Raw genomic sequence first — 14,371 nt, 5'->3', positions numbered from 1 at the left:
CATCATCGGTTTGGTTGATAAAGCTAAGCAGATCTTGCATACCATCTTTCACGGTTGTCATCAGGGGTCACGACCCACTCAGCCTTCATCTTACAACTGATTTAGGATTGCTATATATCTGCGGTCGATCGTGCCGGAGAGCTTAAGCAATCTCCTCACTCGCTTTAGAGCATGATTAACGACGACTGGCGATCGCTTGAAACATCACATCCCAAAACACGCCGTTTTGCACGAATAATCCAAACCGCACCAATAGCGGGGCTTTAGGATTAATACTCAATTTCTCGAAAGCAACGGGCACGATCGTCAGGGCGATAAAGGCAGCTAAAATAAACGTCGGTTTAGAACTCTGAGCACGAATCACCCCACTAAAGTAGACTCCTACCAGCACCCCTAAATACATCAGCAGTTGATCTGCTGGCGATAGCTGCCCTTCTTCACGCTGAGTAAACGCTGTCCAAAGAGACAAGAAGATATCTCCACGAGGTTTAACGCTGACTTCGCTAGAAGACATCCATTGCTGGATAAAGTTGCTTCTGGTTTCAGTGACTTCCTGGCGATCGAGCTTCTTAGCTTTGATTGCACGTCGATTGAGATCGAAGTATTTCAGTAGTTTCATCTGCATCCCCTGATGTGTGCCGAGTGTTTATACCAACGACTCTTTCAACTAGGAAGCAATGTTGATGCAAAAGTTTCCTCAACCAACGCCAAACCCACCAATTTGATTCGCTCTTTACGAATGTGAATATCTTACCGATGTATCTAATTTGACAGACAGATAACATACAAAAAATCCCCCACCATAATGGCAGGGGATTTTGTTTTTAGTTACCTACAGCGTCGGTCAGAATTAACCAAACTTACCTGCCGTAGCCGCAATCACGAAGGCTGCGTAAGTGAGGACATAGCCAGCCGTAAAGTGAGCTAGACCCACCAAGCGAGCTTGAACAATGGAGAGAGCAACTGGCTTATCCTTCCAGCGAATCAGATTCGCGAGAGGAGTGCGCTCGTGTGCCCAAACCAGGGTTTCGATTAGCTCTTGCCAATAGCCTCTCCAGGAGATCAAGAACATGAATCCGGTTGCCCAGACCAAGTGACCCAGGAGGAACATCCAAGACCAGACAGCCAGGTTGTTCATTCCGTATGGGTTGTAGCCATTGATCAACGGAGCGGAATACTGCCACAGGTAGTCACGCAGCCAACCCATTAGATAGGTTGAGCTTTCGTTAAACTGAGCGACGTTACCCGACCAGATTGCCAGATGCTTCCAGTGCCAGTAGAAGGTGACCCAACCAATGGTGTTCAGCATCCAGAACATTGCCAGGTAGAAGGCATCCCAGGCAGAGATATCGCAGGTGCCGCCCCGACCCGGCCCATCGCAAGGGAAGCTGTAGCCAAAGTCTTTCTTGTCAGGCATCAGCTTAGAGCCGCGTGCATCCAACGCACCCTTGACCAAGACCAAGGTGGTGGTGTGCAGACCCAGCGCGATCGCATGGTGAACCAAGAAGTCGCCAGGACCAATGGTGAGGAACAGGGAATTTGTGCCACTGTTAATCGCTTCGAGCCAGCCAGGAAGCCAAACGTTCCCAAAGTTAGGCCAAGCGGTCGAGGCGATGCTGTTGGGGTCTGAAAGCAGAGTACTCAGTCCATACAGCGCCTTGCCGTGAGAAGCCTGAATAAACTGTGCAAACACAGGCTCAATCAGAATCTGCTTTTCGGGCGTTCCGAAAGCGACCACCACGTCGTTATGAACATACAAACCGAGGGTGTGGAAGCCCAGGAACAGCGACACCCAGCTTAAGTGCGAGATGATCGCTTCTTTGTGCTGGAGAACGCGATCGAGCACGTTGCCTTTATTGAGGTCAGGATCATAGTCCCGAACCCAGAAGATCGCGCCGTGAGCAAACGCACCGACCATCAAGAATCCAGCAATATACTGGTGATGGGTGTAGAGCGCTGCCTGAGTGGTGAAATCCTTCGCCATAAAAGCGTAAGGAGGCATCGCATACATGTGTTGAGCGACGAGCGAGGTGATTACTCCCAACGCAGCCAGCGCAAAAGCTAGCTGGAAGTGCAGAGAGTTGTTCATCACGTCGTACAACCCTTGGTGAGGCAGGTTGAACTGACCTTCTGACTTGCCACCGACCAGACCCTTCTTGCTGTCCAGCATGTCTTTGATGCTGTGACCAATGCCGAAGTTAGTCCGATACATGTGACCCGCAATGATAAATAGCACTGCGATCGCCAGATGGTGGTGCGCCATATCCGTTAACCAGAGAGACTCGGTTTGCGGATGGAAGCCACCTAAGAAGGTGAGGATTGCTGTGCCTGAACCTTGAGCCGTTCCGAAGACATGGTTCGCAGTGTCAGGGTTTTCAGCGTAAACGCCCCAGTTCCCGGTGAAGAAGGGAGCCAACCCAGCGGGGTGAGGCAGTGTGGTCAGGAAGTTATCCCAACCGACGTGCTGACCGCGAGATTCAGGAATGGCAACGTGAACGAGGTGACCTGTCCAAGCTAGAGAGCTAACGCCAAACAAACCAGCTAAGTGGTGGTTTAGACGAGACTCAGCATTTTTGAACCAAGCCAAGCTCGGACGGAACTTGGGCTGAAGGTGCAGCCAGCCTGCAAACAGCATAACTGCGGCTAGAACGAGCAAGCCAATAGCACCTGTATAAAGGTCGCCATTGGTTCGCATCCCGATCGTATACCACCAGTGATATAGACCCGAATAAGAGATGTCTACCGGATAGTTTGCGCCACCTTGAGTAAACGCTTCTACCGCAGGCTTACCGAACTGAGGGTCCCAAATCGCGTGAGCAATGGGACGGACATTCAGCGGATCTTGAATCCACTGAGGGAAGTTGCCTTGCCAAGCCACATGGAACTGACTGCCCGATGCCCACAAAAAGATGATTGCCAAGTGACCGAAGTGAGTCGCGAAAAGCCTTTGGTAAAGCTTTTCTTCCGTCATTCCATCGTGGCTTTCAAAGTCATGAGCCGTAGCGATTCCGTACCAAATCCGACGAGTTGTTGGATCTTGGGCAAGGTCTTGGCTAAATTTTGGGAATTTAGTTGCCATAAGTCTTTATGATTCCTCCTGGCTCAACCTAACGACAATGAACGAGCTAGGAAGAATGCCCAGGTTGTGACAATTCCTCCCAAGAGGTAGTGAGCAACGCCCACAGCCCGACCTTGGATAATGCTAAGAGCACGGGGCTGAATGGCAGGTGCGACTTTCAGCTTGTTGTGCGCCCAAACAATCGACTCGATCAATTCTTGCCAGTAGCCGCGACCACTAAACAGGAACATCAAGCTAAACGCCCAGACGAAGTGAGCACCCAAGAACAGCAAGCCATAAGCAGACAGTGCTGAACCGTAGGAGGTGATCACCTGGGAAGCTTGCGCCCACAGGAAGTCACGTAACCAGCCGTTGATCGTGATAGCGCTTTGGGCAAAGTTGCCGCCTGTGATGTGGTCAACGCTGCCGTCAGCATTCACCGTTCCCCAGACATCTGACTGCATTTTCCAACTGAAGTGGAAGATAGCGATCGAGAGGGAGTTATACATCCAGAACAGACCTAGGAAGACGTGATCCCAACCAGATACCTGGCAGGTGCCGCCCCGACCCGGCCCGTCGCAAGGGAAGCGGAAGCCCAAGTTAGCTTTGTCTGGAACCAGACGAGAGCTACGAGCAAACAGCACACCCTTGAGCAGGATGAGAACCGTAACGTGAATGGTGAACGCGTGGATGTGGTGAACCAAGAAGTCTGCCGTACCCAGTGCGATCGGCATCATCGCAACCTTGCCGCCAACGGCGATCGTGCCGCCACCAAATGCATAACTAGCCGGAGCTAAAGCGTTGGGAGCCGTGGAACCCGGAGCCAGCGTGTGCAGGTTCTGAATCCACTGAGCGAAGACAGGCTGAAGTTGGATTGCCGTGTCTGAGAACATATCTTGAGGACGACCCAACGCACGCATGGTGTCGTTGTGGACATATAGACCAAAGCTATGGAAGCCCAAGAAGATACAGACCCAGTTGAGGTGAGAAATGATCGCATCGCGGTGACGAATCACCCGATCGAGCAGGTTGTTCTGGTTCACCACAGGATCGTAGTCCCGCACCATGAAGATGGCTCCGTGAGCGGCTCCACCGACGATGAAGAAACCACCCAACCACATATGGTGAGTAAACAGAGACAGTTGCGTCGCGTAGTCAGTCGCCAAGTAGGGATAGGGAGGCATTGCGTACATGTGCTGAGCCACGATGATGCTCAAGGAGCCAACCATTGCCAGGTTGATCGCCAGTTGAGCGTGCCAAGAAGTGGTCAGAACTTCGTACAAGCCTTTGTGACCTTCCCCAGTGAAGGGCCCTTTGTGAGCTTCCAGCATTTCCTTGATGCTGTGACCAATGCCCCAGTTGGTGCGGTACATGTGTCCCGCGATGATAAACAGCACGGCGATCGCCAAGTGGTGATGCGCGGTGTCAGTCAACCATAAACCGCCTGTGACCGGGTTTAGACCGCCTTTAAAGGTCAGGAAGTCTGCATATTCACCCCAGTTAAGGGTGAAGAAAGGAGTCAGCCCTTTGGCAAAGCTGGGATAGATGTCTGCCATTAGCTGCGAGTTCAAGATGAACTCGTGAGGCAGAGGAATCTTATCCGCAGGAACGCCGCGATCGAGTAGCTCGTTAATGGGTAGAGATACGTGGATCTGGTGTCCAGCCCAGCCCAAGGAGCCTAGCCCAAATAGACCAGACAAGTGGTGGTTCAGCATCGACTCCACGTTCTGGAACCATTCCAGTTTGGGAGCGCGCTTGTGATAGTGGAACCAGCCAGCAAAGAGCATTAAGCCAGCCATGACTAGACCGCCGATCGCGGTGCAGTAAAGCTGAAATTCATTTGTGATCCCGGCAGCGCGCCACAGTTGGAAGAACCCAGAAGTGATCTGAATTCCGTGGAAGCCGCCACCGACATCTGCATTGAGGATTTCTTGACCGAAGATTGGCCACACCACTTGAGCACTAGGCTTGATGTGAATCGGATCTGCGAGCCAAGATGAATAGTTTGAAAACCGAGCGCCATGAAAATACATACCACTCAGCCAAATGAACACGACTGCCAAATGACCGAAGTGAGCACTAAAGATTTTCCGAGATACGTCTTCTAAATCGCTGGTGTGGCTGTCGAAATCGTGAGCGTTGGCGTGAAGGTTCCAAATCCAGGTGGTGGTTTTTGGTCCTTTAGACAGGGTGCGATCGAAGTGACCTGGCTGTGCCCACTTCTCAAAAGAAGTAGCGACCGGATCTTTATCTACGACAACCCGTGCCTTTGCCTCGCGCTCTGGTGGGCTAATTGTCATTGAGACTCTCCTCTCTTTAGACAAGGAACGAGGAATCCTCTAAAATCAGGCTCCATCTAGCCTCAAATCGTTTGCGACTTAGTAATCGCACGGTGACCTGCACTAGATAACTAGGTTCATGAGTCCAAAAGCCGAGGCTTTTTAACGATGAGTGCAGCGTGAGCGATCGATTTGAGCGGTAGAGGGTTGCTCACAACTAGGTCAGATATCTGCAATTGTTGTGAACATAGCCTTCGTGGGTTCTCATCGAGTCATTATAGGTCTTAGATGAAAGCGTTTTTAACGGGAATTTACAATAATTCAAATTCGGTACAGAGTTGACGATGACTGGGTTCTGACTTTTGACAAAGTTTAAAAAGTCAAGCATCTGTTGATTAAGTTTACATACCTCAACGATTGAGAAAAAACATCAAATCTATAGAAGAGGGTCGATATTTTACTTAACTTATTGTTAATATATCTTCGCGAAAAGGATGAGTGATGGGCGCTCTAAGCATTTATATAAGGAATTTAGCGGAGAGGATTCGATGTTTTCCGCTATAGTTCCGTATGGATGGCTCAATGAGGCAGTGTTTTGAACTGGGGATCACTCGTTTCTATCGGACGATCGCTGCCAAGACTTCCTGCTGTCGCTCATGTCTGACCGCTTGTTATTAGGAGTGTGCCTGGTGTTTGGGATCAATCTCTGGCGTAGTGTTGCAAGAACGTTACTCATATCTGGACTACTGGTTTGCTGTCTAAATCTGTGGGGGTGTGGCGGCAGTTCGCATGCAGTCCCTAAGGGCCGTTCAGCCTCTCAGCCATCTGCTAAGGCGGCCCCGGTCAAGCTGGCTGGCAAGATTTCGGAGGTTTCACCGCCAGAGGTGATTCAAGAGTTGCGGGCAGTGCTTGAAAAGTATCAGCCGCAGGTGACGATCGTGTCTCCTCGTCTCAATGAGGTCTTGCAAGAGGACACGGTATCTGTCCGCCTCCAAATCAAGGACTTTCCTCTATTTAAGGATGAAAAACTGGAGTTGGGGCCACACCTGCACCTCTTTTTAGATAACCAGCCTTATCAAGCGGTCTATGACGTGAGTCAGCCAATCGTGCTTAAAGATTTAGCACCCGGAACTCATACCCTTCGAGCTTTTGCGAGTCGCCCCTGGCATGAGAGCTTTAAGAATGAGGGTTCTTTTGCCCAAACAACCTTTCATATCTTCACCAAGACTCCAGATAACAATCCCAGCCCAGACCAACCTTTACTGACCTACAGCCGTCCGCAGGGTGTGTATGGCGCAGAACCAATTATGCTGGACTTTTTCTTGACAAATGCGCCGTTGCATCTCGTGGCTCAAGAAGACGATCAAGACGACGTGGCGGATTGGCGGATTAAAGTGACGGTCAACGGCTCAGAGTTTGTGCTCGATCGCTGGCAGCCTCTTTATCTCAAAGGCTTCAACCTAGGTAAAAACTGGGTGCAATTGGAGTATATCGACGAGCAGGGCAATCCGATTCAAAATGTCTATAACAACGTGGCTCGGAGCTTCACCTACACTCCAAATGGGAAAGACACCCTTTCTAAGCTAGTTCGCGATGAGCTTTCGTTTTCTCAAGTTCGCAGCATTGTTGATCCTAACTACAAAGCTGAGACTCCAGAACCCAGCCCTGAGCCTGTGCCGACTCCGATCGTGCCTCTTCCAGCCCCGGCTCCAGTGGTAAAGCCGTCTCCTGAAGTTAAAGAGTCGCCGATCGTTGAACCTACTCCCAAAATTGAGCCGTCAGAACCTCTTAAATCTGAGGAACCTAAACCTGTTGAAGAACCCAAAGGTGGATTCTTCAATCGTTTCCGTCGTCCGGCTGAAACTGCGAAACCATCTCCTAGCGCTACTCCTGAACCAATTCCGAGTGCCTCGCCCGAACCGACTCCGAGTGTAGCACCCGCTCCGACCGAGCCGATCGAAGAACCTGCACCCAAATTGGAAGAAGATAAACCTGCTGAAATCAAGGAGACTCCGAAGAAAGGATTCTTTGATCGCTTCCGTCGGACTGAAAGCCCAAAACCCGCTCCCGTCGTCATTCCCGAACCAACTCTGAGTGTGCCGCCTGAGATTGTACCGATCGAGAAACCTGCACCAGAAATCCCAGAAACAAAGGTTCCTGAAGTTCCGGTTCCGCAGAAGACAGAAGCACCAAAGAGCCGCTTTTACGATCGCTTCCGTCGCCCTGCTCAGACACCAAAGCCCTCACCCAGTATTGCTCCAGCACCTTTGGACAACATTGAGGAACCCACCCCTAAGCCAGCAGAAACGAAACCATCCGAATCTCCCAACCCTGAATTAAAGACAGAACTAGAGCGTCGATTAGGCATCCCGCTGACTTCACCGGGCAAATCAACCTCAGAAGTCAAACCTGCTGAGTCAAAACAGTCTGAACCATCAGAGGTTCTTGAAGTTAAACCAGTTGAACCGAAGCCTCAGCCGATTCAACCAAGACAGCCCAATCAGTTTCGTCGCCCGACTTCTAGCCCGATCGAGTCTCCCAAAGGTTGAAACAGAAAGTCTTTAGCTGGCAAAAAGTTCATGGTTCGCGTTCGTGCCCCCGAATTGCCTCAAAATAACGTTTGGTTAAACACAACGCGTCCCCTCTCGCTAGCAAGCTTGAAGGGGCGTGTTGTATTGCTAGACTTTTGGACTTATGGCTGCATCAACTGTCTACACGTTTTGCCAGACCTGAAATATCTAGAGCAGAAATATGAAGACAATTTGACGGTGATTGGGGTTCACTCTGCGAAGTTTGATCACGAAAAAGATACTGAAAATATTCGTCAAGCGGCTCTTCGCTATGACATTCAGCACCCTATTTTGGTAGACCGGGACTTTGAGGTTTGGCAGCAATATACCGTTCGCGCCTATCCAACTTTTGCAGTGATCGATCCTAGAGGCTATATCGTCGGCTTTGTCTCAGGTGAAGGTAAGCGTAAGTTTCTAGACGAGCTAATCGAAAAAATAATTCACGAGCATCAAAATCAAGAAGTCATCAACCTGCGAGACTTGGTTCTTGAACAACCCCGATCGAACACTCCTTTACGGTTTCCCGGCAACGTTTTGGCAGATCAGGAGCGCGATCGCTTATTTGTTGCCGATACTAGACATCACCGAATTTTAATCACGACTCTAAACGGCGAAGTTCTTGAGATCGTTGGCACAGGTCAGCCAGGGTTGACCGATGGCAAATTCTCAGAAGTTCAATTTTTTGCACCTCAAGGCATGACGCTTGATCGCACCACCCAAATTCTCTATATTGCCGATACTGACAATCATCTATTGCGACGAGTCGATCTGCACCAAAAAGCGGTCAGCACGATCGCTGGCACAGGAGAGCAGAGCCACACTATTTATCCTCATGGGGGAAAAGCGCTAGAAATATCCCTGAATTCTCCCTGGGATCTAGAACTGGTAGAGAATTGTCTTTTTGTGGCGATGGCAGGGTCGCATCAGATCTGGAGAATGGAGCTAGAGAATAGCACGATCGCGACCTATATCGGGAATGGAGCAGAAGGCTGTGTTGATGGGCTAACCACTCAAGCCGCCTTTGCCCAACCGAGCGGGATCACGATCGATCAAAAAAACCTGTTTGTAGCCGATAGTGAAACCAGTTCAATTCGCGCCATCAGCTTAGGAGAAATGCCCGAAGTGTCTACAATTTGCGGCAGCGGATTTCTCTATGGCTTTGGCGATATCGATGGCATCGGTGAAGCGGTGCGGCTCCAGCATTGTTTAGGAATCGAATTCACAAACAGCCTGCTGTGGATTGCAGATACCTACAATCACAAAATCAAAACAGTCACCCTAGATGGGATTTGCACCACAATTTTAGGAACCGGAAAGGCAGGACATCAAGACGGTGAGGGGCTAAATAGCCAGTTTTTCGAGCCATCAGGACTCAGCGCTACCCAAACTCATCTTTATATTGCAGACACAAATAATCATGCGATTCGACGAGTAGATCTAAAAACGTTGAGTGTGACAACGCTCAAATTTCCCAATTTATGCGCCCCGGATGTGTGCTTTCCAACATCTACCAAGATTTAAAGCATCGATAGGGACGCTCTGTCGAACGTCCCTATCAATGTTGAGCAAAAATCTGAAGCTATTCAGCGTGTTGGCGATACCAGGCGATCGTGGTTCTCAGTCCCTCTTCAAACCCAACTTGTGACACAAACCCAAAGGCTGCTTTTGCCCGATCGGTGTCTAAACAACGTCGGGGTTGACCATTGGGCTGATCGGTTTGCCAGACAATCTCGCCCTTAAACTCCATCAAGTCACAAATCAGCGTAATCAAATCCCGAATCGAGATTTCTTTCCCCGTTCCTAAATTAACTGGATCAGGATCGCTGTAAGTCTGAGTCGCCATCACAATGCCTCTCGCAGCATCTTCTGAGTAGAGAAACTCACGAGTCGGGCTGCCATCACCCCACACAGGTAGCTGACGATCGCCGCGCTGCTGTGCCTCATAAACCTTGCGAATCAGCGCCGGAATCACATGAGAACTGCGCGGATCAAAGTTATCTTCAGGGCCATAAAGATTGACAGGCAGCAGATAAATACCATCAAAACCATACTGTTGGCGATAAGCCTGAAGCTGCACCAGCAATGCTTTTTTGGCAATTCCATAAGGGGCGTTTGTCTCTTCGGGGTAGCCATTCCAAAGGTCGTCTTCCTTAAAGGGAACCGGGGTGAACTTTGGATAGGCGCAGATAGTCCCTAAACAAACAAACTTCTGCACGCCTGCCTGATAAGCAGCATGAATCAGTTGAGTCCCCATCATTAAGTTGTCATAAAACAACTCGGCAGGTTTTTCGCGATTCAGACCAATGCCCCCAACGTGAGCCGCCAAGTGAATCACGATGTCTTGCTGGTTGACTGCTCGCTGGCAGTTTTCCATCGTCTTTAAATCGCAATCGCGCGATCGCGGCACCGTAATCTTCTGGAGGTCAGCCCCTGCCTGAGACAGTTGACTAACGACCTGACGACCTAAAAAGCCCGCCCCGCCAGTCACTAAAATTCGCTTATTTCTGAGGTCCAACGTGGTTGAGGTCATGGTCTGAATTTAGTATTGTGTGGGGTTTATTGAGAGCTGTCCAACCTCAAAACGACACACTACTCGCGAGATTTTCACGAATGGTTGCCAAATCTTGAATGGCAGGTTTGTGATTGCCAGAATGAATGCCTAAAGCGCCTAAATCGCCTTCGACCATCAGGCGAACGAGTTGCTCAAAGGTAACTGAGGGTTCCCAGCCCAACTTTTGTTTGGCTTTAGTCGGATCGCCAATCAGCAGATCCACCTCAGCAGGGCGCAAATAGCGCTCATCAAACTCAACATAGTCTTGCCAGTCAAGATTGACATAGCCAAATGACAGATCTAAAAATTCTTTAATCTCATGGGTTTCGCCTGTAGCTACCACATAATCATCCGGCTGATCTTGTTGCAGCATGAGCCACATTGCTCGCACATAATCTTTGGCATAGCCCCAATCGCGCTTAGAATCTAAATTGCCCAAAAAGAGCTTCTTCTGTTTTCCAGCAACGATGCGAGCAACTGCCCGTGTGATTTTGCGAGTCACAAACGTCTCTCCCCGTCGAGGTGACTCATGATTAAACAAGATGCCGTTACAGGCGAATAGGTCATAAGATTCGCGATAGTTCACGGTTTGCCAGTGAGCATAGACTTTGGCGCAAGCATAAGGGCTACGCGGATAGAACGGGGTTGTTTCTACCTGGGGAACTTGTTGCACTTTCCCAAACATCTCGGATGAGCCTGCTTGATAAAAGCGGACTTCAATTCCGGTGCGCTGCTGATAGTCGCGAATTGCCTCTAGCAGGCGTAAAGTTCCCATCCCAACTGAGTCAGCCGTATATTCAGGAGAGTCAAAGCTAACGCGAACGTGAGATTGAGCGCCTAAGTTATAGATCTCAACAGGCTTAACGTCTTCTAAAATTCGCCGTAGAGTTGTGCCGTCTGTGAGATCGCCATAGTGAAGGAATAACTGTGCTCCTTCGGCGTGCGGATCTTCGTAGATGTGATCGATGCGATCGGTGTTGAAAGTCGAAGTGCGGCGGATGATTCCATGAACCTCATAGCCCTGCTCTAAAAGCAACTCACTCAAATAAGAGCCGTCTTGACCTGTGATACCCGTTAACAGTGCTCGCTTACGCTGCGTCATTCCTCAATTTCCTTGTTGAAACTATAGTGAAAAAGCTGGGCAGATATCATGCTTGACATGCTCCCGCTCAATGTAACCTTGATCGATTCTCAAACTTCACCCTTAGTAATCCCACTGATAGAAGGTCAAACAACATCTAACCTACCGCAAAGAATTCGCCTCAGTGTAAAGGAGCTGTCCATTTTTTAAGAAGCTCTGCTGAAGTCTGAATCGTACGACCTGATTTTAGGTAGCTCCCCGTTCTTGATCAACGGGATAACTGGGCTACACATTGCTAGAAAATACGTTCCTCTCAGTGGGCGATCCGGAAGCAGCGTAAAGATTGGTATTTAAAAACCACAAAATAACCCCTCAAGTGTTGCAAAGCGCGACATTGAGGGGTCAAATTTGTTTTAAGCATCAAACTTTAGTAAGCACCGTTATTTTTGGGAAAAACGACCACGCCGATCGTTTTGACCACAATCCACAAGTCCATCCAAAAATTTCTAGAGTTTGCATAATAAAGATCCATCCGAACTCGCTGTGGGTAGGGGATGTCATTGCGCCCAGACACCTGCCATAACCCTGTAATGCCAGGTCGGATTGTTAAGACTCTATCAATGTGAACACCATATCTAGGTAGCTCCTCTACAACTAGAGGGCGAGGACCCACCACACTCATGTCTCCCATCAAAACGTTCCAAAACTGGGGAAACTCATCGAGGCTGGTCACTCTCAAAACACGACCAATCCACGTAATGCGAGGATCATATTTGAGCTTAAAGTTGTCCTCAAATTCTTGTCTCAACTGAGGAGAAGTCTCGATCATATCCATCAACAGTTCGTCAGCGTTGACGACCATCGTCCTAAATTTAATGCAACCAAAGCGTTTGTAATTCTTACCGACCCGTTCCTGCACATAAAAAATAGGCCCTGATGAACTGAGAGCAATCAGTAACCCAAGGAGCAGATAAACCGGAGAGAAGAGAATTAAAACTGCGAACGAGAACACAATGTCGAACAGTCGCTTAGAGAGTTTCCTATCTAGTGCATCGAGGATAACTGATCTTATCCCCCGTTTTACGAATGCTCGAATCAGCTTACCGGAGATGAGTTGGCTTTCGGCAGTCATCTTACTCCTTTACAATTCCACACCACACACAGTCCTGATCATAAAGCCATAGACTGCTTATGCGACGTTTTTGCTCCCAAGTAAATGAGCAATTTTTCCTAGATTGACTTATGAATCGTAAAAAATGATTAAGAATTTTTGGTCTGGAATTCTTGATAGGCGTGTTCAAGAAACGCTAAATAGCGCTGTTGAAAGACTTTGGGGTGAAAAGAGAGTGCATGAGTACGCAAGATTTCAGGCTCGATTTTTTTTTGATGTTGCTCAAAAATTTTCACCGCTTCGACGATCGCCACCTCAGTTTGCTGCGGAAACAAAATTCCGGTGCCTTGATTTTGATGGTGACGCAAATCTCGCACCGTTTCTAACGTGCCCCCGGCTCCATAGGCGATCACAGGAGTTCCGCAAGCTTGCGCCTCAACAGGGGCGATGCCAAAATCTTCGTAGGCAGCATAAACAAAAGCTTTTGCTTGGGCCATATATTGCTCAACAACGGCATCGGGTTGCCATCCCAAAATCTGCACATTGGATTTCGCTAGTTGCTGAAGCTGCGACAATTCTGAGCCGCTACCAATCACGATTAGGGGTAGCCCCAGTTGATTAAAAGCCCGCACGATCAGCGCAATTTTTTTGTAACTAACCAACCGAGACACCGTGACGTAAAAGTCTTGCTTTTGGGCTTGAAAGGGAAAGCGATCGACCTCCACTGGCGGATAGATCACCTCGGCAGGCCGACGATAATATCGCCAAATTCGGCGGGCTGTGTTTTTAGAGTTTGCGATAAAATAATCGACTCGGTTAGCCGACAGCACATCCCACTGGCGCAACTGGTGTAATAAATAGCGAGTTAAAACTCCGGGCACTCCTCGACCCAGACGGCTGCTATTGAGATAGTCAAACGTGAGATCCCACACATAGCGCATCGGAGCGTGACAATAGCAGACGTGCAATTGCTGAGGTGTGGTGAGGACCCCTTTCGCGACCGCATGAGACGAGGACAAAATTACGTCATAGTGTCGCAGGTCAAGCTGCTCGATCGCCAGTGGTAAAAAAGGCAAATATTTTTGCACTCCGCTTTGAGCAAAGGGAAAGTGTTGAAGAAAAGTGGTGCCAATCTTGCGCTGGTAGAGATAGCTGTCGGGATTCACCGACTCAAAATCAATCAGCGCATAGAGGTCAGCATCGATATGCTTGAGAATTTCTCGCACTACTAGCTCTGACCCGCCTGTGGCTTTGGGCGTTAACCATTCGTGAACGAGGGCATAATTGAGTGTCACAGGAAGTTAAGAGCGTGGATTAAATACTGTCGGTTACTGGCAAGGTCAATGGGCACGGCAGTGCCATGCCCGTATGTAGATTCGCGATTTGATTCAACGTCGGTTCGACAGAAGCGGTTCGCTCCGGTTGTGAATTCGGGAAGTCCCCTAAATTCCCCAAATTGGGGAACCTCAAGCCAAAATTTTCGGTTCAAAGTCCCCCAGAATGGGGGATTTAGGGAGCAGAAGCCGCTCTTGACGAAGCAAAAACTCGTCGAACTGACGTTAATTCATAGTTCTTAGGAGGCGCGATCGAGCTTAGGCCCTGAATCATATCAAAATTACTGATAAAGAAAAGCCAGCCTCGTGAGAAGCTGGCTCAAAATCAACCTGTTGTTTTGCATTGGAGAAAACCGAGCTGCGCGTTCCCAAACATGCAGCGGGGTC

At 49.2% G+C, this 14,371-nt stretch carries 9 protein-coding genes; 2 read left to right on the top strand and 7 right to left on the bottom strand.

What is annotated here, in order from left to right; translation table 11 throughout:
- Positions 1-175 precede the first annotated feature (175 nt).
- The 3 genes from BRW63_RS03885 to psaA all read right to left on the bottom strand — a co-directional run bounded on the left by BRW63_RS03885 (position 176) and on the right by psaA (position 5,358).
- On the bottom strand, positions 176-619 hold the full coding sequence (locus BRW63_RS03885) for a hypothetical protein (protein WP_073069588.1): 444 nt from the start codon (positions 617-619) through the stop codon (positions 176-178).
- A gap of 231 nt (positions 620-850) precedes the next feature.
- Entirely contained in the window at positions 851-3,079 is a 2,229-nt protein-coding gene (gene psaB, locus BRW63_RS03880; protein ID WP_073069587.1) for a photosystem I core protein PsaB, read from the bottom strand.
- Between the two features lie 23 nt (positions 3,080-3,102).
- Positions 3,103-5,358: a photosystem I core protein PsaA gene (gene psaA, locus BRW63_RS03875; protein ID WP_073069586.1), complete on the bottom strand. Its 2,256-nt coding sequence runs from the start codon at positions 5,356-5,358 to the stop codon at positions 3,103-3,105.
- A 635-nt stretch (positions 5,359-5,993) separates the two neighbouring features.
- Here psaA and BRW63_RS03870 point away from each other — a divergent pair.
- Complete coding sequence (locus BRW63_RS03870; RefSeq protein WP_073069585.1) at positions 5,994-7,886, top strand: hypothetical protein; 1,893 nt, start codon at positions 5,994-5,996, stop codon at positions 7,884-7,886.
- A gap of 30 nt (positions 7,887-7,916) precedes the next feature.
- The gene (locus tag BRW63_RS03865) at positions 7,917-9,428 is read left to right on the top strand and encodes a thioredoxin-like domain-containing protein (protein ID WP_073069584.1); all 1,512 of its coding nucleotides are present in this window, start codon (positions 7,917-7,919) and stop codon (positions 9,426-9,428) included.
- Between the two features lie 58 nt (positions 9,429-9,486).
- On the opposite strand, the gene BRW63_RS03860 is transcribed toward BRW63_RS03865, so the two are convergent.
- The 4 genes from BRW63_RS03860 to BRW63_RS03845 form a co-directional block, all read right to left on the bottom strand.
- A complete protein-coding gene (locus tag BRW63_RS03860) occupies positions 9,487-10,437 on the bottom strand; it encodes a GDP-L-fucose synthase family protein (RefSeq protein WP_073069583.1) in 951 nt (316 codons plus the stop codon).
- A 46-nt stretch (positions 10,438-10,483) separates the two neighbouring features.
- The gene (gene gmd / locus BRW63_RS03855; RefSeq protein WP_073069582.1) at positions 10,484-11,560 is read right to left on the bottom strand and encodes a GDP-mannose 4,6-dehydratase; all 1,077 of its coding nucleotides are present in this window, start codon (positions 11,558-11,560) and stop codon (positions 10,484-10,486) included.
- A gap of 406 nt (positions 11,561-11,966) precedes the next feature.
- Positions 11,967-12,671, bottom strand: a complete 705-nt coding sequence (locus tag BRW63_RS03850) for a sugar transferase (protein ID WP_073069581.1) — start codon at positions 12,669-12,671, stop codon at positions 11,967-11,969.
- 128 nt (positions 12,672-12,799) lie between these two features.
- On the bottom strand, positions 12,800-13,945 hold the full coding sequence (locus BRW63_RS03845; protein WP_073069580.1) for a glycosyltransferase: 1,146 nt from the start codon (positions 13,943-13,945) through the stop codon (positions 12,800-12,802).
- Positions 13,946-14,371 lie beyond the last annotated feature (426 nt).

This window comes from Phormidesmis priestleyi ULC007 (assembly GCF_001895925.1).
GTDB classification, from domain to species: domain Bacteria; phylum Cyanobacteriota; class Cyanobacteriia; order Leptolyngbyales; family Leptolyngbyaceae; genus Phormidesmis_A; species Phormidesmis_A priestleyi_A.
Note: the sequence above shows the minus strand (reverse complement) of the source record. Positions and strands in the feature narration are given on the sequence as shown.

Bases quoted from the DNA above. Each gene is read 5' to 3' on its own strand.
- BRW63_RS03885 (WP_073069588.1), bottom strand. From the start codon at position 619: ATGAAACTACTGAAATACTTCGATCTCAATCGACGTGCAATCAAAGCT.
- psaB (WP_073069587.1), bottom strand. From the start codon at position 3,079: ATGGCAACTAAATTCCCAAAATTTAGCCAAGACCTTGCCCAAGATCCA.
- psaA (WP_073069586.1), bottom strand. From the start codon at position 5,358: ATGACAATTAGCCCACCAGAGCGCGAGGCAAAGGCACGGGTTGTCGTA.
- BRW63_RS03870 (WP_073069585.1), top strand. From the start codon at position 5,994: ATGTCTGACCGCTTGTTATTAGGAGTGTGCCTGGTGTTTGGGATCAAT.
- BRW63_RS03865 (WP_073069584.1), top strand. From the start codon at position 7,917: ATGGTTCGCGTTCGTGCCCCCGAATTGCCTCAAAATAACGTTTGGTTA.
- BRW63_RS03860 (WP_073069583.1), bottom strand. From the start codon at position 10,437: ATGACCTCAACCACGTTGGACCTCAGAAATAAGCGAATTTTAGTGACT.
- gmd (WP_073069582.1), bottom strand. From the start codon at position 11,560: ATGACGCAGCGTAAGCGAGCACTGTTAACGGGTATCACAGGTCAAGAC.
- BRW63_RS03850 (WP_073069581.1), bottom strand. From the start codon at position 12,671: ATGACTGCCGAAAGCCAACTCATCTCCGGTAAGCTGATTCGAGCATTC.